Source organism: Micromonospora rubida, assembly GCF_009908295.1.
Taxonomy (GTDB): domain Bacteria; phylum Actinomycetota; class Actinomycetes; order Mycobacteriales; family Micromonosporaceae; genus Micromonospora; species Micromonospora rubida.
The window spans coordinates 526,398-542,618 of the sequence record NZ_JAAALO010000004.1 but is presented as its reverse complement, the minus strand read 5'-3'; the positions used below and the strand labels follow the sequence as shown (position 1 = coordinate 542,618).

12 protein-coding genes are annotated in these 16,221 nt (G+C 74.4%); 3 read left to right on the top strand and 9 right to left on the bottom strand.

Translation table 11 applies throughout. From position 1 onward, the window contains the following. On the bottom strand, positions 1-1,802 hold a 1,802-nt coding region (locus GVV04_RS33165), incomplete at its 3' end, for a HAMP domain-containing protein (RefSeq protein WP_407938808.1). Between the two features lie 263 nt (positions 1,803-2,065). On the opposite strand from GVV04_RS33165, the gene GVV04_RS16955 reads away from it, so the two are divergent. Continuing rightward, on the top strand, positions 2,066-4,153 hold the full coding sequence (locus tag GVV04_RS16955; protein WP_161688994.1) for a SpoIIE family protein phosphatase: 2,088 nt from the start codon (positions 2,066-2,068) through the stop codon (positions 4,151-4,153). 37 nt (positions 4,154-4,190) lie between these two features. Here the strand turns inward: GVV04_RS16955 and GVV04_RS16950 are convergent, their stop codons facing one another. Continuing rightward, positions 4,191-5,549 (bottom strand): FAD-binding oxidoreductase, encoded by a 1,359-nt coding sequence (locus GVV04_RS16950; protein WP_161688993.1) that lies wholly within the window; start codon positions 5,547-5,549, stop codon positions 4,191-4,193. A gap of 155 nt (positions 5,550-5,704) precedes the next feature. On the opposite strand from GVV04_RS16950, the gene GVV04_RS16945 reads away from it, so the two are divergent. Continuing rightward, positions 5,705-7,798 (top strand): S9 family peptidase, encoded by a 2,094-nt coding sequence (locus GVV04_RS16945; protein ID WP_161688992.1) that lies wholly within the window; start codon positions 5,705-5,707, stop codon positions 7,796-7,798. A 56-nt stretch (positions 7,799-7,854) separates the two neighbouring features. On the opposite strand, the gene GVV04_RS16940 is transcribed toward GVV04_RS16945, so the two are convergent. The 5 genes from GVV04_RS16940 to GVV04_RS16920 all read right to left on the bottom strand — a co-directional run bounded on the left by GVV04_RS16940 (position 7,855) and on the right by GVV04_RS16920 (position 12,489). Continuing rightward, the gene (locus GVV04_RS16940; RefSeq protein ID WP_161688991.1) at positions 7,855-8,802 is read right to left on the bottom strand and encodes a threonine ammonia-lyase; all 948 of its coding nucleotides are present in this window, start codon (positions 8,800-8,802) and stop codon (positions 7,855-7,857) included. A gap of 60 nt (positions 8,803-8,862) precedes the next feature. Further along, the gene (locus GVV04_RS16935) at positions 8,863-10,398 is read right to left on the bottom strand and encodes an ABC transporter permease (RefSeq protein WP_161688990.1); all 1,536 of its coding nucleotides are present in this window, start codon (positions 10,396-10,398) and stop codon (positions 8,863-8,865) included. Further along, a complete protein-coding gene (locus GVV04_RS16930) occupies positions 10,395-11,165 on the bottom strand; it encodes an ABC transporter ATP-binding protein (protein ID WP_161688989.1) in 771 nt (256 codons plus the stop codon). Before GVV04_RS16930 ends, GVV04_RS16935 begins: the two co-directional genes overlap by 4 nt. Further along, on the bottom strand, positions 11,162-11,698 hold the full coding sequence (locus GVV04_RS16925; protein WP_161688988.1) for a PadR family transcriptional regulator: 537 nt from the start codon (positions 11,696-11,698) through the stop codon (positions 11,162-11,164). Before GVV04_RS16925 ends, GVV04_RS16930 begins: the two co-directional genes overlap by 4 nt. Positions 11,699-11,910: 212 nt before the next feature. Then, entirely contained in the window at positions 11,911-12,489 is a 579-nt protein-coding gene (locus GVV04_RS16920) for a TIGR03086 family metal-binding protein (RefSeq protein WP_161688987.1), read from the bottom strand. A 31-nt stretch (positions 12,490-12,520) separates the two neighbouring features. Between GVV04_RS16920 and GVV04_RS16915 the strand changes: the two genes are divergently transcribed. After that, positions 12,521-13,333: a helix-turn-helix domain-containing protein gene (locus tag GVV04_RS16915; RefSeq protein ID WP_161688986.1), complete on the top strand. Its 813-nt coding sequence runs from the start codon at positions 12,521-12,523 to the stop codon at positions 13,331-13,333. On the opposite strand, the gene GVV04_RS16910 is transcribed toward GVV04_RS16915, so the two are convergent. After that, positions 13,322-14,887, bottom strand: a complete 1,566-nt coding sequence (locus GVV04_RS16910; protein ID WP_161689428.1) for a SpoIIE family protein phosphatase — start codon at positions 14,885-14,887, stop codon at positions 13,322-13,324. The two genes, GVV04_RS16915 and GVV04_RS16910, sit on opposite strands and share 12 nt — an antisense overlap. Positions 14,888-14,889: 2 nt before the next feature. Next, positions 14,890-16,215 carry an ATP-binding protein gene (locus tag GVV04_RS16905; RefSeq protein ID WP_161689427.1) on the bottom strand — a complete coding sequence of 442 codons (1,326 nt, stop codon included), beginning with the start codon at positions 16,213-16,215 and terminating at the stop codon, positions 14,890-14,892. Between the last annotated feature and the right edge of the window lie 6 nt (positions 16,216-16,221).

Below are 16,221 nucleotides of genomic sequence, written 5' to 3'. Positions count from 1 at the left end.
GCGTCCACGGTGATCTTCTGCGACAGGTCGCCCTTCGCCACGGCGGTGGTCACCGACGCGATGTTGCGCACCTGCGACGTCAGGTTCGAAGCCATCGAGTTCACGTTGTCCGTCAGGTCCCGCCACGTGCCCGAGACGCCCTTCACCTGCGCCTGGCCGCCCAGCTTGCCCTCCGTGCCCACCTCACGGGCCACCCGGGTCACCTCGTCCGCGAACGACGACAGCTGATCCACCATCGTGTTCACCGTCGACTTCAGCTCCAGGATCTCGCCCCGGGCGTCCACGGTGATCTTCTGCGACAGGTCGCCCTTCGCCACGGCGGTGGTCACCGACGCGATGTTGCGCACCTGCGACGTCAGGTTCGAAGCCATCGAGTTCACGTTGTCCGTCAGGTCCCGCCACGTGCCCGAGACGCCCTTCACCTGCGCCTGGCCGCCCAGCTTGCCCTCCGTGCCCACCTCACGGGCCACCCGGGTCACCTCGTCCGCGAACGACGACAGCTGATCCACCATCGTGTTGACCGTGTTCTTCAGCTCCAGGATCTCGCCCTGCGCGTCCACGGTGATCTTCTGGCTCAGGTCGCCCTTGGCGACGGCCGTGGAGACCTGGGAGATGTTGCGGACCTGACTGGTCAGGTTGCCGGCGAGCTGGTTGACGTTCTCCGTGAGGTCCCGCCAGGTGCCGGAGACCCCGCGCACCTGGGCCTGGCCGCCCAGCTTGCCCTCGATGCCGACCTCGCGGGCCACCCGGGTCACCTCGTCGGCGAACGACGAGAGCTGGTCCACCATCGTGTTGACGGTGTCCTTCAGCTCCAGGATCTCGCCCTGCGCGGCGACGGTGATCTTCTGCGACAGGTCGCCCCGGGCGACGGCCGTGGACACCTGGGCGATGTTGCGCACCTGGGCCGTCAGGTTCGACGCCATCGAGTTGACGCTGTCGGTGAGGTCCTTCCAGGTGCCCGCGACGTTCGGCACCTCCGCCTGGCCGCCGAGCTTGCCCTCGGTGCCCACCTCCCGGGCCACCCGGGTCACCTGCTCGGCGAAGAGTCGCAGCGTGTCGGTGAGCGAGTTCATGGTGTCGGCCAGCTCGGCGACCTCGCCGCGCGCCCCGACCGTGATCTTCTGCGACAGGTCGCCCTTGGCCACCGCCGTCGCCATCTGGGAGATCGACCGCACCTGGCCGGTCAGGTTCGACGCCATGGTGTTCACCGAGTCGGTGAGGTCCTTCCAGGTGCCGGCCACCCCGCGCACGTCGGCCTGGCCGCCGAGCTTGCCCTCGGTGCCCACCTCCCGGGCCACCCGGGTCACCTCGTTGGAGAAGGACGAGAGCTGGTCGACCATCGTGTTGACCGTGCGGCCGATCCGCAGGTACTCGCCGCGCAGCGGCCGGCCATCGATCTCCAGCGCCATGTGCTGGGAGAGGTCGCCGTCTGCCACGGCCACGATCACCCGGGCGATCTCGGTGGTCGGGCGGCCGAGGTCGTCGATCAGCGAGTTGACCGCGCGCTGCCCCTCCGCCCAGGAGCCCTCCAGCCCCTCCTCGTCGAGACGCTCGGTGAGCCGGCCGTCCCGGCCGACGATCCGGCTGATCCGGCGCAGGTCCAGGTGCTGCCGCTCCTGGAGGGCCACCACGTCGTTGAACGCGTCCGCCACCTCGCCGGCCGCGCCCGCCCGCCGGGGCAGGCGGACCTTGAGGTCACCGCCGCGCATCCGGCGCAGCGCTTCCGCCAGCTCGCCGAGCAGGGCGGCCTGGTCCGGCGCGGACGGGTCCGCGGCTACCGAGTGTTTCGCCGTGGTCATCATTCCTCGCTCAGTTCGGGGCCGCCGGGGCCTGCCGGCACACCGGCCATCCCATCATTGTGCCCGGCCGAGCGTCGATGCCGCGCCGCGCCGCCCGCCGGACCGCCCTCGCGTCGAAGCAGCTCACGGCTTGGGGAACCCGGCCGGCCGGGCCGACGGCCGCCGGAGCCCGCACCGCCCCGGCGATCCCCCGGGCGGGCGACGGTCCTCGACACGTCATCCGGGTCGGATTGGCTTACGGCCGGGCCGAGGTGGAGGATACGAAGGTGTCAGCGGAGGCGGGACCGACGACCTCAGGCGGTCCAGACGAGCGCATCCGCCGGGTACGGCTGCCCGCCGACCGGCGGACCCCGGCCGCCGCGCGCGCCCTGGTCCGGTCCGTGCTGGCCGCCGCGAGCCTCGACGACCTGCTCAACGAGGCCCTGCTGCTGACCACCGAGCTGACCACGAACGCCGTCGAGCACGCCCGCACGGAATTGGACATCGAGGTCGTCGCCGACGACACCGGCCTCACCGTCACCGTCTCCGACTTCGCCGCGGGCTCGGTCGACGAGCTGACCGTGGGCGTCCGCAACGACAGCTCCGAGATCAACGAGGTCTCCGAGCGGGGCCGCGGGCTGCTGCTGGTCGACCACTTCGCCAGCCGGTGGGGCACCACGTACCTGCCCACGGGCAAGGGGGTGTGGTTCCGGCTCGACCGGCGCGACGCCGCCGGGCAGCCGGTCGCCGGCCCGCCGCCCGCCGGCGGGTGGGGACCGGCGACCGCCCGCTCCGGCGGCGGACCGGTCACCGAGCACCCGGGGCCGAGCGCCGGGGCGATGAGCGAGCTGATGCAGACCGCTCCCGACCAGTACGCCGAGGACCCGCTGCCCGAGTTCGCCACCGAACTGCTCACCCGGCTGGCCGAGATGGTCGGCGCGGCCGGTGGCGTGGTCCGGCTGGACCGGGGCGACGGGCAGGGCACGCAGGTGCTGGCCCGCTACGGCCGCGCCCCGCGCGCCGGCAACGAGCTGCTCCAGGTTCCGCTGGCGGTGCACCGGCCGTACGCCGGGGAGTTGGAGCTGGACGCCGCCCCCTCGACGTACGCCCGGCCGCTGGCGGTGCTGACCGCCGAGCGGCTCTCGCTGCACCTGGAGAACGACCGGCTGCGCCGGGCCAACGTCCGCCGGCAGGCCTGGCTGACGTTCCTGGCCGAGGCGAGCGAGCTGCTGGCCCAGTCCCTGGACGTCGAGCTGACCATGGCGCTGATCCCGCAGCTCGTGGTCCCCCGCCTCGGCCAGTGGTGCGCGGTGCACACCGCCGACGAGTGGGGGCAGTTGCGGCTCGCGGCGGCCACCCACGCCGACGAGTCGGTGCTGCCGCAGCTGCACAAGGTGCTCCGGGAGACGGGGACGGACTCGGTGCAGGCCCGGCTGCGCGAGGCGTCCCGGACCGGGTCGCAGGTGCCGCTCGGCGGGCCGATGGAGGGCTTCGCCGTCCCGCTGGTGGCGCGCGGCCAGCGGCTGGGCACCCTCGCGGTCGGCCGGCACCAGCGCCACCGGCACGACCCCGACGAGGTCGCCGTGCTGGAGGACGTGGCCCGGCGGGCCGCGCTGGCCATCGAGAACGCCCGCATCCACGCCGAGCGGCGCAGGGTGGCGCAGGCCCTCCAGCAGTCGCTGCTGCCGCCGGCCCTGCCGGTCGTCGAGGGCATCGGCTTCGCCGCCGAGTACGTGCCGACCGGGGACGAAGCGGAGGTCGGCGGCGACTTCTACGACGTGCTCCCGCTGCCCGACGGGCGCTGGCTGGTGGTGGTCGGCGACGTGTCCGGCAAGGGGGTCGAGGCGGCTACGGTCACCGGCCTGGTCCGGGACGTCATCCGGGTGCTGGTCGGCGACGGCAAGCCACTGCCGGAGGTCCTGAGCCGGCTCAACGAGACGCTGGTCGAGCGGGGCGGCGGGCGCTACTGCACGCTGGCGCTGGCGGCGGTCGGGCCGGGCGACGGCGGCCGGCTGGACGTGGCCCTGCACCTGGCCGGGCACGACCGGCCGGTGCTGCTGCGGGCCGGTGACGGGGCCGACTTCGTCGGCGCCGGCGGCACCGCGCTCGGCCTGCTCGACGCGATCAGCTCGCCGACGGCGCAGGTCACGCTCGCCCAGGGCGACTCGCTGATCTTCTACACCGACGGGGTGACCGAGCGCAGGCGGGGCCGGGAGCTGTTCGGCACCGATCGGCTGCGGGAGTCCGCCGCGCCACTGGCCGGGTACTCGGCCGACGTGGTGGCCGCCCGGCTGCGCTCGACCGCGATCGGGTTCTCGGTCGAGGCGCCCCGCGACGACATCGCCATCCTGGTGCTGCGCAACGACGGGCTCTGAGCCCGGGGACGGCGGCTTCGGGTCACGCCGCCCAGCGTCACAGGCCGCCGGGGAGGCGGCCGGGGGCCAGGCGCTGGTGCGGGTCGAGGTATTCCTTCGCCGCCCGCAGCCGGGGCAGCGAGGCCAGCTCGCCCCAGAGGTCGACCGCCTGGCGCACCGGCGGCGGCGCCGCCACCACGACGCACCGGCCGCGCCGGGCGAGCAGCACCCGGCGCACGCCGGTGACGATCGACGCCACCCGCTCGGCGGGCAGGGAGCCCGGCAGGGCCGCGTGCACGACGCCCTGCCCGGCGGAGCCCCGGATCGGGACCGGGCCGCCGGCCGCGTCGCGCAGCGCGTAGACGGCCGCGTAGAGGTCGGTGGTCGGCACCTCGATGCGCAGCGCGGTCTCGCCGGGGCCGAACGGATAGCTCCGCCACCACGGCGGCGGCGAGTGGCCGACGGTGGCCTCGTCGCCGAGCAGGGCGAGCAGGCTGTCCGCCCGTTCGGAGACGTCGGCGGGGCCGCCCTCGATCAGCACCGCCAGGGTGCCCGCCCCGGTTGGCGGCGCCGCGCGGCGGAACATCGAGGGGTGTCGGGCGCGGGCAGCCGCCGCCGGGTCGTCGGGGTGCGGAGCCGGGCGCACCCGGTTCGCCCGGGCCGGCAGGTCCAGCTCGACGGCCGCCGGGTCGAGCCGGGCGGCGAGCACCGACCGGACCAGGTCGGGCAGCTCCAGCGGGCTCCCCACCGGGCGGGTGACCCAGGACTGGCAGGCCGGCACCGGCTGCACCCGCAGGGTGGCCGAGACCAGCACCCCGAGGCCGCCCTGCGAGCCGCAGAGCAGCCGGGCCAGCTCCAGGCCGGGTGCGCCGCCGCCCGCGCTCGTCAGCTCGCCGTCGGCGCCCAGGTAGCGCACCCCGGCCAGTTGGTCGCAGGGGCCGCCGTGGCGGTGCCGCAGCGGGCCGGACTCGTCGGCGGCGAGCACCCCGCCGACCGTCGCCCCGGGCGAGGGCGCGTCGAGGGCGAGGCGCTGCCCGGTGCGTTCCAGGGCCGCCTGGGCCGCGCGCAGCGGGGTGCCCGCGCCGATCTCGGCCACCTGGGCGCCCGCCGGCTGATGGCCGATGCCGGCCAGCCGGCCGGTGTCGAGCATGATGTCGACCTGCTCCGGGGCGGCACCCCAGTCGATCTTCGTGCCGGCGCCCCGGGGCACCACCGCCAGGTCGTGGGCGGCGGCCAGCCGGAGCACCTCGGCCGCGGCGGACGGATCGCCGGGCACCGCCACCCACCGGGCCGGCCGCCCGGCGACCTCGTCGGCCGCCCCGGCGAAGCGGGCGAAGGAGGGACCGCAGATCTCGGTGAGTCGACGAGTGATGCCCATTGCCCCGGACCGGCCGGTCGACCGCGCTGCTGCCGCCATGGTGGTTATCGTACAGGTGTTCGAAAGAAGCGGCGGGGTGCCGCGCGCGACGTCGGGCCACCGGCCCCCGCGAAGGAGCCGGGCGCAGGGGGAACACCTCGCCGGGCCGCCGCAGCGCCCCGACGGCAACCCGGCCGGCCGGTAACCTGACCGGCGTGACCACCGAGATCCCGCCCGTCGCCAAGCAGGTCCCCAGCGAGCGCACCCACCACGGCGACGCGGTCGTCGACGAGTACGCCTGGCTGGCCGCCAAGGACGACCCGGAGATGATCGCCCACCTGAGGGCGGAGAACGCGTACACCGAGGCGCGCACCGCGCACCTGGAGGAGTTGCGCGGAACCCTGTTCGAGGAGACCCGGCGCCGCACCCAGGAGACCGACCTGTCGGTGCCGACCCGCAAGGGCACCCACTGGTACTACACCCGCACGGTCGAGGGCCAGCAGTACGGCGTGCACTGCCGCCGGGCCGTCCGCGACGGCGAGACCGAGCCCCCGGTGAGCGTTGACGGCGCCCCGCTCGACGGCGAGGAGGTGCTGCTCGACGGCAACCTGCTGGCCGAGGGGCACGACTTCTTCTCGCTCGGCACGTTCGACGTCAGCCCCGACGGCCGGTGGCTGGCGTACTCGACGGATTTCTCGGGCGACGAGCGGTTCACCCTGCGGGTGAAGGATCTCAGCACCGGCGAGGTGCTGCCCGACGAGGTGCCCGACACCTCCTACGGCACCGCCTGGTCGGCGGACGCCTCGGTGCTGTTCTACGTCACCGTGGACGACGCCTGGCGGCCAAACCGGGTCTGGCGGCACCTGATCGGCACCCGGGCCGCCGAGGACGTCGTGGTCCACCAGGAGGACGACGAGCGCTTCTGGGTGGGCGTCGAGCTAACCCGGTCGGAGAAGTTCATCCTGATCGACAGCCACAGCAAGATCACCAGCGAGGTGCGGGTGATCCCGGCCGGCAACCCCACCGGCGAGCCGGCCCTCGTCGCCCCCCGCCGGCAGGGCGTCGAGTACAGCGTCGAGCACCACGGGCACCGCTTCCTGATCCTGCACAACCACGACGCCGAGGACTTCGCCCTGGCGTTCACCTCGGCGGACGCGCCGGGCGACTGGGTGCCGCTGATCCCGCACACCCCCGGCACCCGGCTGGAGTCGGTGGACGCCTTCGCCGACCACCTGGTCGTCTCGTTGCGCAGCAACGGGCTGACCGGGCTGCGGGTGCTGCCGGTCGGCGGCGGCGACGGCCACGACATCGACTTCCCGGAGCCGATCTACAGCGTCGGGCTCGACAGCAACCCGGAGTACCGCACCCGGCAGGTCCGGCTGCGCTACGCCTCGCTGGTCAGCCCCGACTCCGTGTACGACTACGACCTGGTCACCCGGGAGCTGGTGCTGCGCCGGCGCAAGCCGGTCCGGCCCGGTCCGGACGGCCGGGAGTACGACCCCGCCGACTACGAGCAGCACCGGGACTGGGCGCTCGCCGACGACGGCACCCGGGTGCCGATCTCGCTGGTCTGCCGGGCCGGCACCCCGCGCGACGGCTCCGCCCCCTGCGTGATCTACGGGTACGGCTCGTACGAGGCGAGCATGGACCCGTGGTTCTCCATCGCCCGGCTCTCCCTGCTGGACCGGGGCGTCATCTTCGCGGTCGCGCACATCCGGGGTGGCGGCGAGCTGGGCCGCCGCTGGTACGACGAGGGCAAGATGCTGGCCAAGAAGAACACCTTCACCGACTTCGTGGCCTGCGCCCGGCACCTGGCCGGCTCGGGCTGGACGTCGCCGGACCGGCTGGTGGCCCGGGGCGCCTCGGCCGGCGGCCTGCTGATGGGCGCGGTGGCCAACCTGGCCCCGGAGGCGTTCACCGGCATCGTCGCGCAGGTGCCCTTCGTGGACGCGCTCACCTCGATCCTCGACCCGTCGCTGCCGCTGACCGTCACCGAGTGGGAGGAGTGGGGCAACCCCCTCGACGACCCCGAGGTGTACGCGTACATGAAGTCGTACACCCCGTACGAGAACGTGGCGGCGGTGGACTACCCGGCCATCCTCGCGGTGACCAGCCTCAACGACACCCGGGTGCTCTACCACGAGCCGGCAAAGTGGATCGCCCGGCTGCGGGCGGTCGCCCCCCGGGGCGACTACCTGCTCAAGACGGAGATGGGCGCCGGCCACGGCGGCCCCAGCGGCCGGTACGACTCCTGGCGCGAGGAGGCGTTCATCAACGCCTGGGTCCTCGACCGCCTGAAGGCGGCGTAGGGGAAAGCCCTTCCCCGCCGGCCTCCGTTACCCCGCGGAGGCCGGCGGGGACGCCGTCAGGGGGCGGTGACCAGGTCGGCGAGCAGGGCCGGATCGACGTTGCCGCCGGTCACCACCGCGACGGTACGGCCCGCCGGCAGCTCGCCGAAGCGAAACAGCCGGGCGGCCGTCGCCACCGCCCCGCTCGGCTCGACCACCAGCCGGGCCTCGTTGATCAGCCGGGCGGCCGCCGCCCGGATCTCCGCCTCGGTCACGGTGACGATGCCGTCGAGGCGGTCCCGCAGGTGGGCCAGGGTCAGCTCGGACAGGTTGGTGCGCAGCCCGTCCGCGCAGGTGCGGTAGGTCAGCTCGACGTCCCAGGGCACCACCCGGCCGGCGGCGAGCGACTCCCGGGCGTCGGCGGCGAGTTCCGGCTCGACGCCGATCACGGCGGTCGACGGGCGCAGCGCCCGCAGCGCCGTGGCGACCCCGGAGGCGAGGCCGCCCCCGCCGACCGGCACCAGCACCACGTCCACGTCGGGCAGGTCGTCGACGATCTCCGTGCCGACGGTGCCCTGGCCGGCGATGATCCGCCGGTCGTCGAAGGGCGGCACCAGCGCCGCCCCGGACCCGGCGGCGATCCGCTGCGCCTCGGCCAGCCGCTGGGCCGGCGGAACGAGCAGCACCGTCGCCCCGAACGCCCGCATCCGGGCGATCTTCACCTCCGGGGCGCCCTCCGGCACCACCACCGTGCACGGCACGCCGGCCGCCCGCGCCGCGTACGCGAGGGCCTGGCCGTGGTTGCCGGACGAGTGGGTGACCACGCCCCGGCCCCGCCCGGCCGAATCGAGGCGGGCGACCGCGTGGGTCGCGCCGCGCAGCTTGAACGAGCCGACCGGTTGCAGGCTCTCCGGCTTCAGCCACAGCGCGTCGTCCCACGGGGCGCGCAGCAGCGGCGTGCGGAGGACGGTCGGGGCGATGTCGGCGGCGGCAACCCGGATGTCGTCGAGCGTCACGAGGTCCATCCCGCCATCCTGCCGCCGCCGACGAGGCTGTGCACCGGCCGCTCGGCACCGGCGCACCCGTCAGGTCGCCCGCAGTTCCTCCACCGTCGTGCTGACGCGCAGAAAGAGCAAACCGACCAGGACCGTGAGGGACACCGCGGCCAGCGCGCCGGCCCCGAACAGGGCCAGGTGCTCCAGCGGTACGTCGGGCATGAAGTACCGCTCCGGCTGGCCGATCGTGCGCAGGTACCGCTCCCGGGTGGCCGGGTCGGCGCAGAGTTCGGCGGTCGCCTCGCACACCTGGCCGCCGACGACGCCGGTGCGCACCGGACCCGAGAGGCGCCGGCCGAGCAGCAGCCCCACGGTCAGGGCGAGCAGCACCGCCGGCACCGCCGGGGCGAGCGCCTGCCAGGCGATCGACCGACCCAGCACACCCCGGGGGACGCCCTGGGCGACCAGCGCCGCGTACGCCCGACGGCGGGCCACGATCCCCTCGACGAGCGCGACCAGCAACCCGCCGGCCGCGATGGCCACGGCGATCGCGACGGCGAGGTCGACCAGGCCGATGGTCTGGAGGTAGAACGGGTCCGGGTCGGTGAAGTCCCCGATCAGCCGGCGCTCGGCCCGCTCGATGTCGTACCTGGCCTGGGCATTGGCCCGCATGCCGGCCGCGCCACCGCCGAACAGCACGGCGGCCAGCAGCGCGGCGAAGGTGCGGCTGCCGGCCCACGGGTCGGCGGTGAGCCGGCGGGCGGCCAACAGCGCCGCCGGCCGCCGGGCGAGGCGGTGCAGCAGCCGGCCGGCGGTGTACGAGAACCAGGCGGAGGCGAGCACCGACCCGACCAGGGCGGCGAGCCCGCCGACGACGAGCAGCCCCGGCAGGAGCAGCACCGGCGGTTCCAGGTCCCGGCGGTTGTACCAGGAGCTCACCGGAGGATAGGCGGCGAACGCGGCCAGGCCGACCAGGATGAGCAGCGCGAACAAGGGGCGTGGCGCACGGTCCCGACCGGCGCGGCGGACCACCCCGAACGGCGTGGTGGCGACCCGGCGCAGCAGCAGCGCGGTGCCCGCCGCCGCGACGGCGGGCAGGCCGAGCACCACCGCCGCCAGCGCGACCGGCGACGGAAGCACGTCGGTGGGGAGGGCGAGCTGGCCGTGCGCGTCGGGCCGGTCGAGCAGCCCGCGGGCCGCCAGGAAGGCCACCAGGCCGGCGACTGTGCCGAACAGGCTGGCCACCCCGGTCTCCAGCACGGCGAGCTGGGTCACCTGACCGGGGGTGGCCCCGGCCAGTCGCAGGGCGGCCAGCCGGCGGTCCCGGGCGGGGGCACCGAGCCGGGCGCACTGCCCGGCCAGCGCCAGCACCGGGACGGCGAGCAGCAGCAGCGCGAAGGCCGTCCCGCCGCGCAGCCCCGGCTCCCGCAGCAGCGCGTTGGCGTACTGGAGGGACCAGCGGGCCAAGTTGCCGTCGGTGCGCAGCGGCGTCGGGATGGCCAGCACGGTCAGCGCCGCCAGCCCGGCGAGGGTGGCCAGCGCGGCGCTGAGCGCGGTCAGCACCACCCGTACCGTGTCGGTCCGGGTGCCGGCGAGGGCGAGCCGGACCAGGGTGCCGGGCTTCACCGCTGCCCGTCCGGCACCGAGCCGGCCCCCGCGTCGCCGACCAGCAGGCCGAGTCCACCCGACGACCGGCCCGGGCCGCCTGGCGACGGAACGTCGACCCCCAGACCCGTGCCGTCGACAGCCCCGTCGCGGAGCATCACCTCGCGGTCGGCGTACCCGGCGATGCGGGGCTCGTGGGTGACCAGCACGACCGACGTGCGCTGCTCCCGGGACAGTCGGACGAGATGGCCGAGCATCTGCTCGCCGGCCAGCGTGTCCAGCGCGCCGGTCGGCTCGTCGGCGAAGAGCACCCGGGGCTCGGTGACCAGCGCCCGGGCCAACGCGCAGCGCTGCTGCTGCCCGCCGGACATCTCGCCGGGCCGGGTGTCGGCCAGGTCCGCCACGCCCAACCGGTCCAGCCAGGTCATCGCCACCGTCCGCCCCGCTCGCCGCCCCGTGCCGGCGAGGAGGAGCGGGAGGGCGACGTTCTCCGCGGCGGTCAGCTCGGGCACGAGCTGGCCGAACTGGAAGAGCACCCCGAACTCGGTGCGCCGCAGCTTCGACCGGGCCGCCTCGGACCAGGTGTCGATCCGTTCGCCCCGCCAGGTGACCTGGCCGGCGTCCGGACGGAGGATGCCGGCCAGGCAGTGCAGCAGGGTGGACTTGCCGCAGCCGCTCGGGCCGGTGACCGCGACGATCTCCCCCTCGGCCACGTCGAGGGTGATCCCGCGCAGCGCGGGTGTCGGGCCGTACGCCTTCACCACGCCGCGAGCTTGGAGTTCCGTCACGAGTGCACCTCCCGGTGCCAGTCGGCGACCCGCTCCAGGGTGGTGTGCAACCACCTCAGGTCGGCGTCGAGGTGGGCGATGGCGAAGTCGGCCGCGACGACGTCGTCGAGGGTGGCCGAGGGGTCCGTCTTGACTGCGGTCAGCTCACGCAGCCGAGCGGTGTGCGCCCGGCGCTGGGCGACCAGGTATTCCCTCGCCCGCCCGGCGTCGGCGACCAGCAACGCCACCAGCACCTTGGTGAAGAGCGTGCTGGTGACGTATGGCAGGGGCGGTTCGACCTCAGCGAGCCACAGGTCCAGGGCGTCGCGGCCGGCGCCGGTGAGCGCGTACGTCGTGCGGTCCGGCCCGCCGTCGCGGTCCTGGCCGGCGGGCGCGACCAGCCCGTCCCGCTGCAACCGGCCGAGCGTGGCGTAGACCTGCCCGAACGCCAGCGGCCGGGCCCGGGGCAGCCGCTGGTCATGGGCCCGCTTCAGCTCATAACCGTGTCTGCTCCCCTGCGCCAACAGGCCAAGCAGCACATGCGGAGTCGACACCCCAATAACTATTCACCGAGCGAATAGCCCAGTCAACCCCCCTCCCCCCTCCCCCCTCCCCCCTCCCCCCACCCCGGTGCCCGTCCCCCACCGCGGGCCGAAACGTGCTCGCACTTTCACGGAAAGAGTGGCTTTCCAACGGGAAATAGCCACTCTTTCCGTGAAAGTGGGCGGGCTTCGGTGGGCGGGCTTCGGTGGGCGGGAGTGGTGGGTCAGCGTGGGGACCAGGCGGGGTGGCGGCCCATGCGGGCCAGGGCGCGGTCGAGCGGGGAGGCGTCCGGCGGGGCGGCGACCGGGGCGGCGACCGGGGCGGCGAAGGCACCCATCTGCTGGCCCGTGTCGCCCATCCGGTCCATGAACGCGTGCAGGACGGCGGGCACGTCCGGCGCGGCGTCGAACGGCTGGCCGGTGGCCCGGGCCAGGTCCCAGGCGTGCACCGTGAGGTCGATCAGCCCCATCTCCCCGACGGTCTCCGGGGGCAGCCCCATCCCGGGCGAGACACCCTCCAGCGCGGCCGGGTCCGCCCACGCCCCGATCAGCCGCTCGGTCTCGGCCGCGAACCGGTCCCGCCAGCCGTCGGTCAGGTAGTCGGTCTTGTCCCAGTTCGCCGGCCGCTTGGCTGCCAACTCCTGGAAGTTGACCACCACCTGGTACAGGTGGTTCATGAGGTCCCGGACGGAGTAGTCCGCGCACGGGGTCGGCAGGTCGAGCTGGTCGTCATGGAGCGCCCGGACCACCGCGACGGCGCGCGGCGCGGCTTCGGACAGCAGTTCACTAGTCTTCGTGGCCATAGGGGCAGCGTATGAGGGTGGTCTTGAAGAAATGCGACAGCAGCCGCGCGGGGACAGCCGGGGCATCCTCGACCCTGGCCGGCTGCTGCGCGACGTCCGCTTCCGCCGCCGGCTGCCCGCCGCCGCGCTGCGCCCGTACGTCGAGCTCTACTGGCTGATCGACTGGGAGCTGGCGGAGCCGTTCGAGCAGCGGGTGCTCCCGCACCCGGCGGTCAACGTGGTGTTCCAGCACGGCGGCGGCGACGGTCGGGAGACCGCCGAGGTGGCCGGCGTCGGGCGGACGCTGTTCCGGATCACCCTGACCGGCACCGGCGGGGTCAGCGGGGTGCAGTTCCGGCCGGGCGGGTTCCGGCCGTTCTGGCGGCGGCCGGTCGCCGAGCTGACCGGCGTGCGCCGCCCGCTCGCCGCCGGCGTCGTCGCGGGCCGGCGACCCTGCGCCGGTACGGACGACGAACGCTGCGCCACCCTGGACGACCTCCTGCTCGCCTGGGACCCGCACCCCGACCCGTCGACGGCGGAGGCGATGGCGCTGGCCGAGGAGATCCGCGTCGACCGGGGCGTGCTGCGGGTCGACGACCTGGCCCGGCGGCACGGGACCACCACCCGGAGGCTGCAACGGCTCTTCCTCGACCAGGTGGGCGTCGGCCCGAAGTGGGTGATCCGCCGGTACCGGGTCCAGGAGGCGATCGAGCAGGCCGCCGGTGGGCCGGTGGACTGGGCGACCCTCGCCGCCGACCTCGGCTACGCCGACCAGGCCCACCTGGTCCGCGAGTTCACCGCCGCCATCGGGATCTCCCCGACCGCGTACGCCCGGTCGCTCAGCCGGCCGGCGTCAGTCCGATGAGGAAGGCCCGCCAGGCGGCCGGCGGCGGAGGGCGACCACGGCGACGTCGTCGCTGATCTCGGTGGGGGCAAGCTCGACCAGCAGCCGCTGGCAGAACGCGTCCAGGTCGGCGTCCACCACCTCGGCGCAGCCGGCCAGGGCGGCCAGCCCTTCGTCGATCGTGGTGTCCCGCCGCTCGATGAGGCCGTCGGTGTAGAGCACCAGCGTCGCCCCGGCCGGCAGCACGAACTCCAGGTCGTCGGGGCGCTTTGCGCGGACGCCGAGCAGCGGGGCCGAGTGCTGGACGTACTCCACCGTGCCGTTCAGGTTGATCAGCGCCGGCAGGTGGCCGGCGCTGGCCAGCCGGACCTGGCCGGAGTTCGGTTCCAGCATCAGCAGGCAGATGGTGGCCAGCTCGTTGGGCAGCAGCGTCAGCATCAGCTCGTTGACCCGGTGCAGGATCGCGCCCGGCTGGTGCCCCTCGACCGCGTACGCGCGTACCGCGTGCCGCAGCTCCGCCATCACCGTCGCGGCGTGCAGGGAGTGCCCGGCGACGTCGCCGATCGCCATCAGCAGGTGGCCGTCCAGCATCACCAGCTCGTAGAAGTCGCCGCCCACCTCGGTCTGCACGCTGGCCGGCTCGTACCGGACGGCGAGGTCGAGCCCGGCGATCTCCGGGATCCGGCGGGGCAGCAGGCTGCGTTGCAGGGTGACCGCGATGCGGTGCTCCTCGTCGAAGGAGCGCTGCGCCTCCACCGCCGCCGCCACCGCCTGGGCGACCTGCACCAGCACCGGCGTCCCGGCGGTCTGAGTGCTCGTCGGCACCACCACGTAGAGCGGTGCCCGGTCCTCGCGCAGCTTCGCCGCGCCCACGGTCACCCGGTCTCCGTCGGGCCAGTCGGCCAGCCCCCAGTTGCCGGGGTCGTCCACCCACACCGTGGAGCCGGTCGGCACCCCGGTGTCGTCGACGACCCACGGCACGATCCGGGGCTCGTCTCCCGGGCCGACGCAGACCCCGGCGATGCAGTCACCGTCGAAGGTCTCCGCCACCACCACCGCCGGGCCCTTGAAGATCCGGGCGGCACCGGCCGCCGCCGCCTTCAGCAGCCGGGGGAAGTTCGGCGCGGCGTGCACCGCCACGGTCGTCTCGGCCAGCCCGGTGAGTCGCTCGGCGAGCAGCTCGGCGCGCTGCCGGGCCCGGTAGTAGCGCAGCACCGCGTGGGCGGTGGCGACCAGCTCCTCCGGCTCGATCGGCTCGGCCAGGTAGGCGTCCGCGCCCCGGGTCAGGCCCTGGGCCCGGTCCGCCACGTCGACGGCGTGCGCCGATACGTGGATCACCGGCATCGCCGGATGGGCCTTCTTGATCCGTTCGCAGACGTCGAACCCCATCAGGTCGGGCAGCCGGACGTCGAGCACGACCAGGTCGATCTGGTCCACCCCGACCCGGGCCAACGCCTCCCCGCCGGTCTCCGCCTCCAGCGTCGCGAAGCCGGCCCGGCTGAGCCAGCTCACCAGCAGGTACCGCTTCGTGCGGCTGTCGTCGACCACCAGCACGGTCGCCGGGCCGCCCTCCACAGTCACCCTCTGCCGACCGGCAGGGTGACGGTGAACGTGCTGCCCCGACCCGGCTCGCTGGTCATCTCCAGGGTGCCGCCGAGCAGGCGCACCACCCGGCGGGCGTACGGCAGGCCGAGGCCGGTGCCGCCGATCCGGGTGCTCCCGGGCACCTGATAGAACTCCTCGAAGATCCGCTCATGCAGCTCCGGGGCGATGCCGGCACCGGTGTCGGCAACCGACAGCCGCCACCACTCGTCGCGGAGCTCCGCCCGCAGCCGGACCTCGCCCCGCTCGGTGAACTTGAGCCCGTTGTGCAGCAGGTTGCGCAGCACCTGGGCGAGCAGCACCTCGTCGGAGCGGACCATCCCCGGTGGGGGCGGTTCCTCCACCACCAGCTCGACATCCGTCCTGTTGGACAGCGCGCGCAGGGTGCCGCGCAACTGGCCGAAGACCGCCCGCAGGTCCACCTCGGCCCAGTTCGGCTCCAGCCGCCCGGACTCGGCCTTGGCCAGGTCGAGCAGCTCGTTGACCAGGGCGAGCAGGTCAGTGGCCGAGGACCGGATCAGCCCGACCTGCTGGGCCTGCTCCGCCGTCAGCGGGTCGGACGCGGAGTCGGCCAGCAGCCGGCTCAGCCCGATGACCGCGGTCACCGGGGCGCGCAGCTCGTGGCTGACGTTGGCCAGGAACCGGCTCTTCGACTCGCTGGCCGAACGGAGCTGGACGGACTTCTCGTCCAGCTCGGCGTAGAGCGCGACCACGCCCCGGTTGGTCTCCTCCAGCTCCTCGCTGAGCTGGTTGTACAGGGCCATCACGCCATGGTTGGTCTCCTGGAGTTCCTCGTTGAGCACGGCCAGCTCGTCGCGCTGGCTGCGCACCTCGTCCAGGGCGGCGATGAGCTGCTCGTTCTGCGAGGCGAGCTCGTCCAGGGCGCTGCCGGGAGCGCTGCTGCCGAGTTGGGTGCGCAGCTCGACAAGTCGCTCCGGGGTCAGCGCCTGCGCATTTGCGGGGACACGTCGGGACATCCTCACGACCGTATCGCCCTCGCGGTCCACCACGCTCAACATGTCCACCAGTCGCGCCACCGCGCCGGAGTGCGGCTCGTACCGGCCGTCGGGCAGCGGGCGCACCGGGGCCAGGTCCACCCGCACCCGCTGTGGGCCCTGCTCGTCGAGGTCGACGGCGAAGGTGACGTCCGCACCGCCGACGGTGTGCAGCAAATCCCGGGCCACCTCGCTGAGGGCGGTGGCGAGCCGGATCTGGTCCTGGTGCTCCAGGCCGACCGCCGCGGCCACCTCCCGGCCGCGCTGCCGGACCACGAAGATGTCGTGTTCGACCCGCAGCGCCATTTGGAG

What these genes read in the sequence shown, in the direction of transcription:
- GVV04_RS16915 (WP_161688986.1), top strand. Translation starts at nt 12,521, where the DNA reads ATGCGACAGCAGCCGCGCGGGGACAGCCGGGGCATCCTCGACCCTGGC.
- GVV04_RS16950 (WP_161688993.1), bottom strand. Translation starts at nt 5,549, where the DNA reads ATGGCGGCAGCAGCGCGGTCGACCGGCCGGTCCGGGGCAATGGGCATC.
- GVV04_RS16940 (WP_161688991.1), bottom strand. Translation starts at nt 8,802, where the DNA reads ATGGACCTCGTGACGCTCGACGACATCCGGGTTGCCGCCGCCGACATC.
- GVV04_RS16905 (WP_161689427.1), bottom strand. Translation starts at nt 16,215, where the DNA reads ATGGCGCTGCGGGTCGAACACGACATCTTCGTGGTCCGGCAGCGCGGC.
- GVV04_RS16920 (WP_161688987.1), bottom strand. Translation starts at nt 12,489, where the DNA reads ATGGCCACGAAGACTAGTGAACTGCTGTCCGAAGCCGCGCCGCGCGCC.